The sequence below is a fragment of the Ruegeria pomeroyi DSS-3 genome (assembly GCF_000011965.2).
In the GTDB taxonomy this organism is placed as follows: domain Bacteria; phylum Pseudomonadota; class Alphaproteobacteria; order Rhodobacterales; family Rhodobacteraceae; genus Ruegeria_B; species Ruegeria_B pomeroyi.
Genome location: NC_003911.12, coordinates 1,269,492 through 1,283,136, shown reverse-complemented (window position 1 = coordinate 1,283,136; position 13,645 = coordinate 1,269,492). Strand labels below are relative to the sequence as shown.

The window sequence follows — 13,645 nt, the reverse complement described above, 5'->3', positions numbered from 1 at the left end:
CCAATGTATGGTTTACTTCCGCAAGTGATCTCAGTCTGCTGGGCTTCAGGCTCTCGAGAGGTCGCTGTTTGAGGTTTCAGTTTCGTGCAAAAGCACAATGGCAACATGATCTCGCAACCGGAAAAGTCAGATTCTTTGTCTCTCGTGAACCCTTCGATGAATCAGCAATGGGCTGGTTGGGGGTTGCGGGAGATAACCAAAATGACGAAAGGTGTCTTGCCTCGAGAAGACGAAACGCACGACGGTCTATGGGCGGATTGCCCTCACTGTGGTTGGGAAAACGGTGTAAGCTGGCCAAAAGAAAAAACGTGCACTGGCTGCAAAAATAAGTTCCTTGTGTTGCCGTCACAGCTCTTCGGGCGCGTTGAAGAATATAGATCGCGACTGGCGTGTCTGCAGAGCCTCAAATAGTTTGACAAATGAAGGAAGCCAGACTTTGAGCCATGCGTCCAGTCACGTTTTGGCTCTGCTTTTTTGAGCATACTATCTTTTCACTCGGCTCACGTCGCGCTCGGCTCGAGACAGTGCGATCTTCACGTCCGTGGGTAGATCGCTATTGTACCTCGCCAAACCATAGTGACGACGCAAGGAATCGCGAAAGCCCCAGAGCAAAGGCCTGGAGATAAACCTAGTTCCAAAAACCTCCCTGTATTTCTGCATATCACGATATTTATTTATGAAGCGATAAATCTTACTCTCAGACCCGGCAACCTCGGAGATGAATTCCGCGGTAAAAATAAACTTGTGCTCGCTATCAAGTCTAGAAGTTCCGATCGTTCTCCCCTTTTGGAAAGTGCCTACCGAATTGTGAAACATGAATGTGTTGTCCCGGAAAAACTCAAGAAAGACACTCGTACTCCTACAAGCTCGCCAAAGGGCAAAGCCCTTGTTCATCGGAATGATATACCGCATTCTAGTGCGGTCACCGGGCATTTTTACCATTTCCTGCCGAACTATTTCCGTTGAAATCATATAGTCCAAGACTTCGTCGAAATGGTTTTTAACAACTTCTACTCGGTATGGTATTTTCAGCGCATCTGATATTCTGGAAAGAGGAATCGCTGTGATTCTTTTGGAACGTGTTTGTTCAAAGCAGAACTTCAAAATATGAAGAACCATTAGGTCGATTTCGTCTCGCTCATGATTGAAAAACAGATTTGGAAGGACGGTATCAACCTCTTCGGAGTAATACTCATTTTCCCTTAATACGAACGCACGAATTATCCCTGCGGTAGAAAAGTTGTATTTGTCCTCAGTGATTTTGAAGGCACCCTGACTATGGGTTTCTCTCTCGTACCATCGAGAGTTTCTTAGCGCGCCTTGCAAATCGATGAGCGCTCTTCTGAGATCATGATTACAAAGGTTGGCTATGAAGGCCTCGTTAACGCTAGCCACGCTGTTGATGATAGCCTCAAACGCGCGATAAGCTTCTCGCCATGTCTCGAGGTTCTTTACGTTCCCTAAAGTACCCATGGCGTTTGGAGCGCGCCCTTCACCCAGAACCTTTTTCGCGTAGTCGAATCGGCGGCTTACAACCTCTGCGATGGACGCGGGTTTGTTGAAATTGATAGAGTGGCCAATACTGTAACCATCAACTTCTGGATGCGACTTCAAAAGATTAAACGTCGCAGGACGGCATGTGAAGATATAGTCTGGCACATACGTCCGCGGGAGATCGCCGAAATTCTTTAGACAATCTCTTAGTCGCATTATTCCTTTTACGATGTTCTTCTGAGATTCAAAAGAACAACTCTCGATATCATCAACAATTAGGATGACTCTTTCTATATCCGAATTATGCAATCCGAATTTCAGTAATTCGGTCGTGTAAGCGTACACATCGGCACTTCGGAACCGTTCAATTCGTGCTCTGGGTGTTGGTTTCAGACCGAGCTCTGGAAAAGTCACGAGTTGGCTTTTGTGTGTGTTGATAAAATCAAAAAGCTCCTCATCGGACACCTCAACGTTGTAGGTCCGATAAATGAGCTCCGCTGCCGCCTGAATTTGAGACGTCAGTATTGATCTTATTTTGGCATCAGAAAGTTTACCACCTTCCGGCACACCGTAGGTGTCCAGGTAAAAGGGAACAATCACTGTTTTAACACCACGGCCGGTTTGTCCAGGAAAGATCTCTTTTAGAGATTTAAGTTTTGGCTGTGTGCTAACGCCAAAGAAGTATCGGAGCGTAGTACTCTTCCCGATTCCGCGTGCGCCTGTTAGGGCGGTTATGTGGGTTGTCGGTGAAGAGACGCGGCGACGCAGTTTTTCCTCAATCTCCGGGTTGTTAACGTACACTTCATAGAAGTCGGACTGTTCCTCTGGAGAGTGCTGAGAATCGAGAAGGTAGTCGAAGTATGGGTAGAAGCGTCGGTCTAAAAGCCCCTCGAATTTCGCTGGAAGTGTTCCAGAGAGTCTGTCAGAAAGACGGTACCTGCGTTTGTCACTTAGAGGGTTCATTCGATGCATATTCCTGATATCGACTTCAGGCTAGCAGTAGCACTTTACGCCGCTCTTCTGTCAACATTTGTTTTCATCCGTAGCGTGTACCGCCGGGCCAAGTTTGTTTATGACTTTGACTCACATTCGAGTGCGAAGAGATTGACACTAACTGCATATTCGCAGAGCAGCCAAGAAGTGTTCGTTCACAAGATCATTGTGGTTGGAGACTTGGTCAAGGAAGTCGACATTTTTGAGTTCCTCAAGCCTTTTGAGGTCAAAGTTTGGTCTTTTGACGAGAATGTTGTGAATGTGAATAATGTCATGGATGTCAAGGTTGTTGCAGCGGGGAGAACAAGAAAGGCTGGGCGTGCCGAGTGACGTGACCCAGTTTTCTGAAGACCTGCCTGTTTCAGTTTCTGCTGCCTGGCGTGCTCAATACTTCTTTTCTCTCTACCGGATCCTAGGTTGGTGTAAGAGCCAACTCTGTCAAGTATGTGTCAAATTGCGAAGCCGCATGACGCATCTCATCTGCGTAGGAATGCCGGTTGTAAACTGCCGCCACGCCGCTGATCGTCCCTGAAACGTGGTTCAATAGCTTCTCGGTGACGTGGATTGGTGTTCCGATCTTGGCATGGATGGTCGCGAACGTCCGCCTTAGATCATGCAGTGTGTACGGCTCGACCGCTTCAAGCCCTTCATCGAACCGCTTTTTGTGCCACGCCCAAGTGGTGAACGCTTTCTCGAAATCCGTTGCAGCCGGGAAAAGCAAGTCGCCGGTGTTGGGCAAGTCTGCCACGACTTGCTGGGATAGAGGTGACAGTGGAAACCGATGCTCGCGCTTGTTTTTGGCGAAACCTTTCGGAAAGGCGACTTCGCCATGTGATATCCAAGACCGGCGCATCTGGCCGATCTCGGTCCGACGCTGCCCGGTCAAAATCAGGAGTTGGACAATGGGTCCGAATGCAAACGGTGTTTCTTGTGCTCGCAGATAGACTTTCCGCAATTCGTCTTCGGATAATACCCGGTCTCGCTCACTGGTCTTCTGCTTCATCGGCGGGACGACAGAGTGATCAACCAAACCGTGGCGGACACACCAGTTCATCATAGTTCGTATGGCAACATAGGCATGGGACTGTTCCGAAGGTGTTGCGGAAAGGCCTGAAACAACCCTCATCACCTGCTGGCGATAGACTTCTCGAACATCGCCTTTGAAGTTGAAATGCCTGTTGAGCAATCGGCGATAGTCGGCAACAGTGCGGGGCTTGTTGCGACCTTCGCAGTCCTTGAGAAAGCGAGCCTTGGCTTCTTCAAAGGCCACCACTGGAGCATGAGGCGTAACCTGCCCCTCACCCATAGCATTGGCGGAAAGCAATTGCTTGGCTTGTTTCCTCGCATCAGCAAGGGAAAGGTCCGGATAGCGCCCAAGCGTTTTCCGACGCCGTTTTTCACCCAGGAGCACGATGTATGACTTGCTACGCGTGGAACACCGGATACCGAAATTGGGGGTCAACTCGTCCCAATAGGTGACCTGCCCGTTCTCGGAAAGGGGCAGCTTTTTTACGGCCAAGTCTGTCAGTCGAACTCGCATCTTAGGCTCATTTTAGGCTCAGAAATCTTGCGCATAAGGACGCGCTGGTATGTTCATCTATACACGGATTTTCGTCTAAACTCAATAATTTTAATGTGTTAGTTGATCGTATGTTCACCCATGACATTCATGGGTATCGGATTGCAAATCCGTGTACACCGGTTCGATTCCGGTACTCGCCTCCATTTCATTCTAAATCAGTGACTTAGCTTCATGGCTACCAAGTGGGACACGACGGTGGAACACATCCATGAAGTTGTCAGCCTACCTAAGTCCCTCAAGACACGGTATATTCTACTTTCGTTGGCCTCTGCCCCATTCCGGGCGGGAAAAGCGAAGCACGGTTAAGGTATCGTTAAGAACAAGATGCCCACATCGGGCGGCTGACTTAGCAAGATGCTTGGCTGCACATGGTAGAATAGTAAGGGATAGCAACGCCTTGGCTGGACTTAGGCAAACCGAGATACGCGAGAAGGTGCAGGCTTACTTCAAGGCCCAACTGGACCAGTACCTAGACTGGCTGGACCAGCGCGGACTGTCGAAGAACGCCCTGACCGATGCCCGCGAAGAAATGCTAGACCATGAAAGCCTGCTTGAGTTGGAAACAACCTCCCCGATGTGGTTGCCGATCTCCCGGTTCAAGCGGGTCATGGACGTGTCAGACGAACAATGGGACGCAAGCCAGCCCCGCATCACCTACCAGCTACGCAAAGGCCGCCGGGACATGCTCAGGCGCGTTCTGGAAGCCGCTGAGGGCCTTGAGCGTTATTCCTATGACGACGCCCCGGCCATTGCTCCTGCCGCTCTAGAGGCGCTTCCAGCCGCTCCCAGCGTCACGCTAGAGCAAGCTATCGCGGATTACATGGACGAGCACGCCCACCGCTGGGACGAAAAATACACCGACCAGATACAGGCCTTCCTGAATATTCTTATCGAATACTGCGGGGCAGATCGCCAGCTTGCGACGATCACCAAGCAAGACGCGCAGGAAATCAAGAAAGTTGTTCGAGCATTGCCACAGAACCGGCATGTCAAACCCGAACTGAAAAGCCTTTCTTTGTGCGAAGTGATACAGGTCGCTGGGCACCCCAAGATTTCGATTACAACCGTCAACAACCACATCTCGAACTTCATACGCTTCTTTAAGTGGGCGAAGAACAATGACTACACGCCCCACGCTTTGTTTGAGGGCATGAAGATGGCAAAGGCCAAGGCAAGCGAGACCAACAGAAAGCCGTTCAGCCCGGCGCAAACCCAACTCATGTATCGGGAGTTGACGGAAAACACCTCTGGCCTTGTGCGCAAGGATAGCCACAGGTGGGGCGCTTTGCTCGGCATGTTCACCGGGGCTCGCTTGAACGAGATTTGCCAACTGTTGGTTTCCGACATTCAACAGGACCAAGGCATACATTTCTTGAACATTGACGACGAAGGCGATGAACGGAAGCGGGTTAAAACACGGGCCAGCAAGCGCAAGGTGCCGATACACCCGGAGCTGATTCACCTTGGCTTTCTAGACTTTGTCGAAAGCCGCGCTCAACATGACCGCCTATTTTTCGACTTCGAGTATAACCGCAATGGCGGTTATGGGCGCAGCCTGAGCCGGTGGTTCAACGAAAACACGTTCCTTCCAAAGCTGGGGATCAAGAGCCGGGAATTGGTGTTCCATAGCTTCCGCCATACGATGGTGACCCGCCTGAGCCAAGCCGGGGAAGCCGAACCGCTTGTGAAGTGCATTGTCGGCCATGAACGCTCAGGCGTGACGCAGGAAGTCTATTTCCGAGAGGGCTACACTTTGGTACAACTCAAGGCAGCGATTGATAAGTTCAAGATCGCGTGAACGCTTTAGCAATCTTGCTCATTAGCTTTTTCATTTCAGCAAGGTCGGCTTCCTCCAAATCAGTGGCGCGAAACTTCGCAAGAGCGGCTTTCTTCAGGTTGCTCTTTGCCGATTTTTTTGCGCCGCTATGTGTTGACCCAAGTGCTGCAACATCATCTACATTCTCCGAATAGACGGCTTTAAGTATGGAGTCTGGCAGCAAGCCTTCGATACACTCCTTCCCCGGCTTGTCGACACCCACTGCACAAAAGTTTGCACCATCGCTTAGACCGATAGATTCTAGCTTGCCCTTGACCTCTTTCTCTACATCGAGATCAAATGTGATGAAAACCCGCTCCAAGCGCGACAGCATAAACTGTAAAACTTGGGTGTTTTTCAAAGCATCTTTGCCACCATATCCAACGACCTCAATCTCATCGGGCAACTGATAGATGTTAGGGTACTTGTTCTTGAGAAGAGCAAAGTACTCTACGTCAATATCGCCCTCCACCAGAACGATTTTTGAGTTTGGTGAAGAGACAATCTTTTTCCAAGGGATGAACTCTCCAGCTACAACTCCAAGGTTGTCAGCAAAGGGAAGCATCCAGTCATCACCTTCTGTTTCCACGCGACGTGTTTCTTTCAGTCGTTTTCTGTAGACATGGCGTTCAAGCAACAAGTTGGCGTGCGGGTTTGTCTGGTTCAGCATATATGGGCTATGAGTTGTAGCCAAAATCTGGATGCCAAAGTCATCTGCCAAGTTATTTAGTACCTTCCCGAATTCAGCTTGAGCAGAGGGATGCAAGAAGCTCTCAGGCTCTTCCACAATAACCACCGGTGTCAGACGATTTGCATCAGCCTGTGTTGTGCGAATTCGGTTCGCCTCGAGCACAGAGATTAGGACACGTGTTCGGTTCTACGTGCCTGACCCCCAGCCACCTAGGTTTGCATTTACACTCTTGTCATTCAGACGCACGCTCAATGGGAACCGAGAGGATCTTCCACGCTCCAGTGTAGTAAGCTCGACATCATAGTTTTCTCCCAATCGCCCCAGCAACTGGTTCAATTCTTCTTTGTGTTCCTTCGAAGCTGCTTTCACTCGATTCGACAAGCGTTTTTCTGCTTCCGCAATCTTCTTGCGATCTTCCTGCGAAAAATGGGACTCCAACACCTCAGTCATTTCACCTGAGATATAGTAATATCTGCGGCCCGTTGGTACTGTAGAGTTGTGAACCACAAGAGTAGCAGACGACTTGAGGGTTTTAGCAATTGCGCTTGCTGCTTGCCCATCAACGTCATTGCTGTTCAATCGGCAGGTCAACTCTCTCTCTGATTCCGCGAAGAACGTCTCGGTCAGTCTGACGAAAGCTGTGTCGCCTTCAATCACTTGTGGCGCAAACCTGTCGACCTCAAAAAAGATTTCTGCATCATCGTGACGATCAAGCTCGAGTCGAATTGATACACTCATTTCTTCGCATTCAGCCCATTGAGTCTTATCTCGCTCGAAGGACAATGAGTTTTCGCCATGAAAACGCTCTCGTTCATCGTCAAGAAAATGACGAATTATGGTTACTATCGCGGTTTTGCCGGCATTGTTGCGCCCACTGAGAGTGCAGTAATCAGCATTGAAATTAATGGTAAGATCTTCAAGTGTACGAAAATTCTTTGCGCTAACTTCTCGCAGTTTCATCGGGAATACTCTTTGATCTGATTGCTGCCACGACCATAAGCTTAGCTTGCACTAAAGAGAAGCAACAACCCGCATCGCCGAAGCTGACGAGAATTTGGTATGCCCTGAGCGGCCCCGGAAGGCCCGCTGAGCGGCCTTGCCATGCTCTGGCAGGAACAGCGCTCGGAAGGACACAAAAAGCCTCACAGGCCCGGAAATCGCGGTCAGGCTTGGGCCCGCCCTTCCGCAATGGTCGCCACGATCTCCGACACCACGTCCAAGCCTTCGCACGCCGCCATCCACTTGGCGAACTCGATCACGTCCAGTCTGCGTTCCCGCGTCTCGACCTTGGCAACGAAAGATTGCGGCTTGTCCAGCCGTTCGGCCAAGTCCGCTTGGGTCAGCCCCGCATCAAGCCGCGCCTGCCTGAGCCGCTGGCACAGGTAGACGTGTTCCGGTGTGCGAAGTGTCTTGGTCAAGTGACTGCCTGTTGATCGGGTGCAGGCAGTCGGGTAATCCCAAGTTAGGATAATACCATTTTAGGATAATCAAGCTATCCGGGTCGTTGGGGTCGCGGGCAGTCATTGCTTGGGAGAGAAGGCCATATGTGGATCATCGCAATCCTGTGCATTGGAACCCTTTTGGTTTGGTATTCCAACAAGCGTCGGGGCCAGCGGTTTGTCCGGGCGGTTCACTTTCTCGACCTGCTAGACAGCGGGGCAAATACAGACGAAGCAAACGGCAAGGTTGCCCGGTTGTTCACCAAGCATTCGACATCGGAAACGGACGTAGCAGCTATCGAATACGCGATGGACAAGGCCAACCGCATGACTGATGGCAAACAACTGCTTTGGATAGATGAAGCCCGACAACGCGGTTTCGCAATCGACAGTGGCGATACCCGCTTTGACATGGCCCACCTGTCACAAGCGCAGGCTCAGACGAACCGTCCTCAAGATTTTGCGGCGGATTTTTCCGAGGGCCAATCTACTACCGCGCCGGGAGGGTCTTTCCCCCATGCCCCATCCGGTTTGGCGGACGCCTACCACGCCGGGCTTGAGAAGATCGAAGCCAACAAAGACGCGCTGAGGTCCGCCTTGCAGGCGATCATCTTCACCGGGGCGCGCTGGGGCGTGCGGGGCGCAATGGCGGGGTTTGTTTTTGGGCTTATCGTCCCGAGGCTGGGCGTTCTCAGCTACTATGAGATATGGGCTGTGCCCATCGTGGTTGCGTTCTTCGCAGCTATGGCAGGGGTCGCGCTTGGGTCAGTCTACGGCCTTCTGCGTTGGGTCTTTACAGGTTGAAACCGATACCCCCGGACGAGCGCCCCGGCGTCCGGTATCTATCTGTTTTCCATCTGGACTAGCCTAACAGCCGACACAGCCTTGCAACCAGCCGATGCGTCCCGGAAGCATTCCCCGACACTATAGGACAAGAGGTTGTACGGTGCTCGCTGCCGCCCTTAGCCATCCTCCTGTTTCCATGAGATAAATCTATCGCGCCACCTAAAGGACAAGATGCTACCCAGTATCTGTCTGGCCAGATAATCAACCTATTATCTTGTAAAATTGTTTACAATCAATATCTTAAAACCCATATTCAAAACTGATTGATATACCTGCCTCTCCCATCTTCGATGAAATCCACTTCGACCGACAATCCAAAACCAACATCCAATCCTGATACATTTACATCATTCGCAAGCCACATATCATCCCTGTAGGCTGTGACTTGGTCATCCTACTTCCGGGCTTCCTCGGTGATCCCTTTGACAAATCCTCAACATCCGGGCTACGTAGTGATACCCATAAGTGAGACACAAAATGAAACCTCTCACTTGGTATCCTAAGTTATTCAATGACTTGGATTGATGGAGGCAAGTCCGGTACTCGCCTCCATCACAAAATCAACGACTTAGACCGATGCGTTGAGGCAAGGCTCAAGATGATATCAATATCCCGTCCGGGTTTTGCTCGCATTGTCTGAGCTTGTCGAACTCTGGTCTTCTGCTTGAATTTCCTGGTGCTGCGGCCTCCCAAGGCTGGACGCTAACCAGCAAGAACGGAGACATAGCAGTAACGTAACGGGCACGGCATGCTTTCACCATGGTGCCGCAAACACCCCGGCTTGAGCCGCCAGACAAGCAAGGTCGACATCGCCGCAACGCGCGCGTGCTATTCGAGCCGCAGCAAAAGCCCCGCCATGAGACGCGCGCGTTCGGGCAGGCTTGCCACTTCGATATGTTCGGTGAGCGTGTGCAGCCCCTTCCCCCGCACCCCCAGCGAGTCGAGCGTTGCGATCCCCAGCGCGCCGGTAAAGTTGCCATCCGACCCGCCGCCCGCGCTGTCGCAGGGCAGCTCGACCCCCATCTCGCCGGCAATCTCGCGCGCGAGGTCATACATCTGCATCGTGCCGGGCTGGTTCGGCTGCCAGACAGGCCGCGTCACGCCGCGCGTCACCTCGAAAAGGACATCGTCCGCCTCGCCCGCCAGCGCCAGCATCCGCGCGATGCCATCGTCAAGGTCTTCCTGCCGCTTGGCCATGCTCAGCGCCTCGGCCTCGCAGCTGGATGACACGCAATTCACCCATTGCCCCGCATGAATCACACCGACGCTGAAGGTGCAGTCCGCGCCTGTCATCGCTTCGATATCCAGGATACGCCGGGCCATGGCGGCAATTGCCGACCGGCCCTCGGCCAGACGCGCGCCCGCGTGGCTGGGCCGTCCGGTGGTGCGCAGGTTGAACCGCGCGATGGCATAGCGTCCGATCACCACGCCGCCATTGGGCAACGCCGGTTCGGGCACCAGCACGTATCGGTTTCGCCGCGCCTCGGATTCGATCAGTTCGCGTGTCGAGGGCGTGCCGACCTCTTCATCCGGAGTGAAGAGAACCGTGACCGGCAAGGGGGTATGCAAGCCCGCCGCCGCGATCTGGCGCAGCGCTTCGAGCGCGCAGTAATTACCCCCCTTCATGTCCTGGATACCGGGGCCATAGCAAAGATCGCCCTCGCGCCGGAACGGCAATTTGGCAAGCGTGCCGATCGGGTGCACCGTGTCCATGTGACCCGCTATCAGGATACCGGGTTCGCCTGCCCTGGGGTGCGGCAGGCGCACGCGCAGGCTATCGCCAAAGCCCATCCGCCCGGGGATGCGTTCGACGACCCCCATCTGTGACAGATCATAGGCCGCAAGGCTCATCATCCGGTTCACGGCGGCGGCGTCGAAGGTCGGGCTTTCGCATTCGATCCAGGGCTTGAGGCCCGCCAGCATTGCGTCTGCGTCGAAGGGTAGATCGAGATAAGGCATGGCGGTCACGCGGCCGGGCTTAGTCGGCGTTCCACGATCCGGGCAAGGATCGAGGCGCCAACCGGCAGGATTTCCGGGTCAAGCACATAGCCGGGATTATGCACCGGCACGTTGCCGGCATGGCTAAGTGTACAATAGGCGCCCGGCACCGCGCGCAGCATGTCGGCGAAGTCTTCGGAGCCGGTGACCGGCTCCTTGCGCTCGATCACGTTTTCCGCGCCGACGATATCGCAGGCCGCTTCCATATAGGCGTCCGACAGATCGGCGTCGTTTTCGAGGACGTTGAAGATGTTGCGCAATTCGAGCCGGATCTCGACACCATAGGCGGCCGCGAGCCCGTCACAAAGCTCTTGCATCCGCTGCTCCGCCAGCGCGCAGACCTCGTCCTTGAAGTAGCGGATCGTGCCCGCCAGCGTGGCAGTGTCGGGCACCACATTATAGGCCGACCCCGAATGGATCTGCGTCACTGAGACCACGCAGGCGTCAAGCGGAGGGATGTTGCGCGACACGATCGTCTGGATCTGGCCGACAAGCGCGCTTGCCACGATCAGCGGATCGCGGCTGTCCTGGGGCATGGCGCCGTGGCTGCCCTTTCCCTTGATGTGGATGTCAAAGAAACTGGCCCCTGCCATCGCCGCGCCCTTCACGATGCGGAACTTGCCCGGCGTGCCGTTGGGCCAGTTGTGCATCCCATAGACCTCGTCGCAGGGAAACCGATCGAACAGGCCATCGGCAAGCATTCCGCGCGCGCCGCCCAGCCCCTCTTCGGCGGGCTGGAAGATCAGAACCGCAGTGCCCGAGAAATCGCGGGTCTCGGCCAGGTGCTTGGCTGCGCCCAGCAGCATGGTCGTATGCCCGTCATGGCCGCAGGCATGCATGATGCCGGGCCGGGTCGAGGCATAGGCAAGCCCCGTTTCCTCGTGGATCGGCAGGGCGTCCATATCGGCGCGCAGCCCGATGCGGCGGTTGCCGTCGCCCTTGCCCCGGATCAGGGCCACGACGCCGGTCCGGGCGATCCCCTCATGCACCTCGTCCACGCCATAGGCGCGCAGTTTCTCGGCGACGATGGCCGCGGTTCGGGTCTCGGTAAAACCGATCTCGGGATGTGCGTGCAGATCCTTGAAGATGGTTTCAAGCTCACTCCGGCTTTGCTCGATGGCGGGCAGGATCTTCATGCGTCAACTCCCTTGGGCAACGGTAGGTTGGATTTGCGAGCCGAACCGCATGCCCTGGCCCGGCGCGGCCTCCAGCAGCAGTCGGGTATAGGCGTGCTGAGGGTCCTGATAGACCTGACGGGTTGGCCCATGCTCGACCACCACGCCCTTTTGCATCACGATCAGCCGGTCACAGATCTGGGCGGCCACCCGCAGGTCATGGGTGATGAAGAGCATCGCCAGATTGTATTTGACCCGGATGTCGTCGAGCAGTTTCAGCACCTGCGCCTGAACGCTGACATCAAGCGCCGAGACCGCCTCGTCCGCGATCAGGATATCGGGTTCGACCGCCAGCGCCCGGGCGATGCAGATCCGCTGTCTCTGCCCGCCCGAGAACTGGTGAGGATAGCGATCCAGCGCATCGCCGGACAGGCCGACAAGCTCCATCAGATCGCGTGCCACCGTCAGCGCCTGATCCCGGGTCATCCCGTAGTTCATCGGCGCCTCGATCAGCGACTGGCCGATGGTGCGGCGCGGGTTGAGCGAGCGGTAAGGGTCCTGGAAAACGATCTGCACCTTGCGGCGATAAGGGTGCAGCTGCCCCTGTGTGAGATGGGCGATTTCCGCCCCGTGCAGCCCGATCGAGCCCGAGGTTGGATCAATCAGCCGCGCGATGCAGCGCGCGACGGTGGATTTGCCAGAGCCGCTTTCGCCGACAATGCCCAATGTCTCGCCCTTGCGTACCTGCAGATCGACATCCTGCACCGCGTGCACGATCCGGTCTTTGGACAGCCAGCCGGTGCGGCCATAGACCTTGTTCAGCGCGGTGACTTCGACCGCTGTCTTGTCGGTCTTGGCGCTGCGGTCGGGCGGCGTCATCGACGGGACCGACCGCATGAGCATCTGCGTATAGGGCGCCTTGGGACGCTGCAGCACTTCGTCCCGGTCGCCATATTCGACAATGCGGCCATTCTGCATGACGACGATGCGGTCGGCGATTTCCGCCACCACGCCAAAGTCATGCGTGATGAACAGAACACCGGTCCCGCGCCGCTCCTGCATCTCCTTGATCAGCTTGAGGATCTGCGCCTGGGTGGTGACATCCAGCGCCGTGGTTGGTTCATCCGCGATCAACAGAATTGGGTCCAGAACCAACGCCATCGCGATCATGATGCGCTGGCGCTGCCCCCCGGACAGCTGGTGCGGGAAGGAATCCACCATCCTCTCGGGATCGGGCAGATGAACCGATTCCATGACCTCGATCGCGCGCTGACGCCGCTCGGCCGCGCTCATGGTGGTATGAATTTCAAGCACTTCGGCGATCTGTTCCCCGACGCGCGTGACCGGGTTGAGCGCCGTCATCGGCTCTTGAAAGATCATCGCCATGCGGGTCCCGCGCAGGTCGCGCAGGCGGTTCTTGTCGGCCGCAAGCGTGTCTTCCCCTTCAAGCAGCGTCCGGCCCGCGATCGGCCGCAGCGCATCGGGCAAAAGCCCCATGACCGCCGAGGCGGTCACGGATTTGCCCGAGCCGCTTTCGCCGACCACGCAGACGATCTCGCCCGGGGCGACGGTAAAGCTGATGTTCTCGACCGCGTTTGGCCGGTCGGCGTTTGTCGGCAAGCTGACGGTCAGGCCATCGACCTCGAGGGCATATTTGTGATCCACCATCGG

At 54.8% G+C, this 13,645-nt stretch carries 11 protein-coding genes; 3 read left to right on the top strand and 8 right to left on the bottom strand.

The annotated features are described in order from the left end of the window. Window positions 1-483: 483 nt before the first annotated feature. Window positions 484-2,457, bottom strand: coding sequence for a hypothetical protein (locus SPO_RS22805; protein ID WP_144083967.1), 1,974 nt, complete (start codon window positions 2,455-2,457; stop codon window positions 484-486). A 3-nt stretch (window positions 2,458-2,460) separates the two neighbouring features. Between SPO_RS22805 and SPO_RS06200 the strand changes: the two genes are divergently transcribed. Continuing rightward, a complete protein-coding gene (locus tag SPO_RS06200; protein ID WP_011046963.1) occupies window positions 2,461-2,817 on the top strand; it encodes a hypothetical protein in 357 nt (118 codons plus the stop codon). 82 nt (window positions 2,818-2,899) lie between these two features. Here the strand turns inward: SPO_RS06200 and SPO_RS06195 are convergent, their stop codons facing one another. Then, window positions 2,900-4,027, bottom strand: a complete 1,128-nt coding sequence (locus SPO_RS06195) for a tyrosine-type recombinase/integrase (protein WP_011046962.1) — start codon at window positions 4,025-4,027, stop codon at window positions 2,900-2,902. A gap of 439 nt (window positions 4,028-4,466) precedes the next feature. On the opposite strand from SPO_RS06195, the gene SPO_RS06190 reads away from it, so the two are divergent. Further along, a complete protein-coding gene (locus SPO_RS06190) occupies window positions 4,467-5,867 on the top strand; it encodes a site-specific integrase (protein ID WP_230981778.1) in 1,401 nt (466 codons plus the stop codon). On the opposite strand, the gene SPO_RS06185 is transcribed toward SPO_RS06190, so the two are convergent. The 3 genes from SPO_RS06185 to SPO_RS06175 all read right to left on the bottom strand — a co-directional run bounded on the left by SPO_RS06185 (window position 5,854) and on the right by SPO_RS06175 (window position 7,994). Next, window positions 5,854-6,738 (bottom strand): ATP-dependent nuclease, encoded by an 885-nt coding sequence (locus tag SPO_RS06185; protein ID WP_158454162.1) that lies wholly within the window; start codon window positions 6,736-6,738, stop codon window positions 5,854-5,856. The genes SPO_RS06190 and SPO_RS06185 overlap by 14 nt on opposite strands. 24 nt (window positions 6,739-6,762) lie before the next feature. Further along, window positions 6,763-7,536 (bottom strand): AAA family ATPase, encoded by a 774-nt coding sequence (locus SPO_RS22445; protein ID WP_084790946.1) that lies wholly within the window; start codon window positions 7,534-7,536, stop codon window positions 6,763-6,765. 203 nt (window positions 7,537-7,739) lie between these two features. Then, on the bottom strand, window positions 7,740-7,994 hold the full coding sequence (locus SPO_RS06175) for a helix-turn-helix domain-containing protein (protein WP_011046960.1): 255 nt from the start codon (window positions 7,992-7,994) through the stop codon (window positions 7,740-7,742). A gap of 126 nt (window positions 7,995-8,120) precedes the next feature. Here SPO_RS06175 and SPO_RS06170 point away from each other — a divergent pair, with 126 nt between their 5' ends. Beyond that, the gene (locus tag SPO_RS06170; RefSeq protein WP_044028017.1) at window positions 8,121-8,819 is read left to right on the top strand and encodes a hypothetical protein; all 699 of its coding nucleotides are present in this window, start codon (window positions 8,121-8,123) and stop codon (window positions 8,817-8,819) included. 870 nt (window positions 8,820-9,689) lie between these two features. Here the strand turns inward: SPO_RS06170 and SPO_RS06165 are convergent. The 3 genes from SPO_RS06165 to SPO_RS06155 are packed head-to-tail and all read right to left on the bottom strand — an operon-like array spanning window position 9,690 to window position 13,642. Next, entirely contained in the window at window positions 9,690-10,820 is a 1,131-nt protein-coding gene (locus SPO_RS06165) for a M20/M25/M40 family metallo-hydrolase (protein WP_011046958.1), read from the bottom strand. Window positions 10,821-10,825: 5 nt separating this feature from the next. Then, a complete protein-coding gene (locus tag SPO_RS06160) occupies window positions 10,826-11,995 on the bottom strand; it encodes a M20 aminoacylase family protein (RefSeq protein WP_011046957.1) in 1,170 nt (389 codons plus the stop codon). A 3-nt stretch (window positions 11,996-11,998) separates the two neighbouring features. Then, on the bottom strand, window positions 11,999-13,642 hold the full coding sequence (locus SPO_RS06155) for an ABC transporter ATP-binding protein (protein ID WP_044029085.1): 1,644 nt from the start codon (window positions 13,640-13,642) through the stop codon (window positions 11,999-12,001). Window positions 13,643-13,645: the final 3 nt, after the last annotated feature.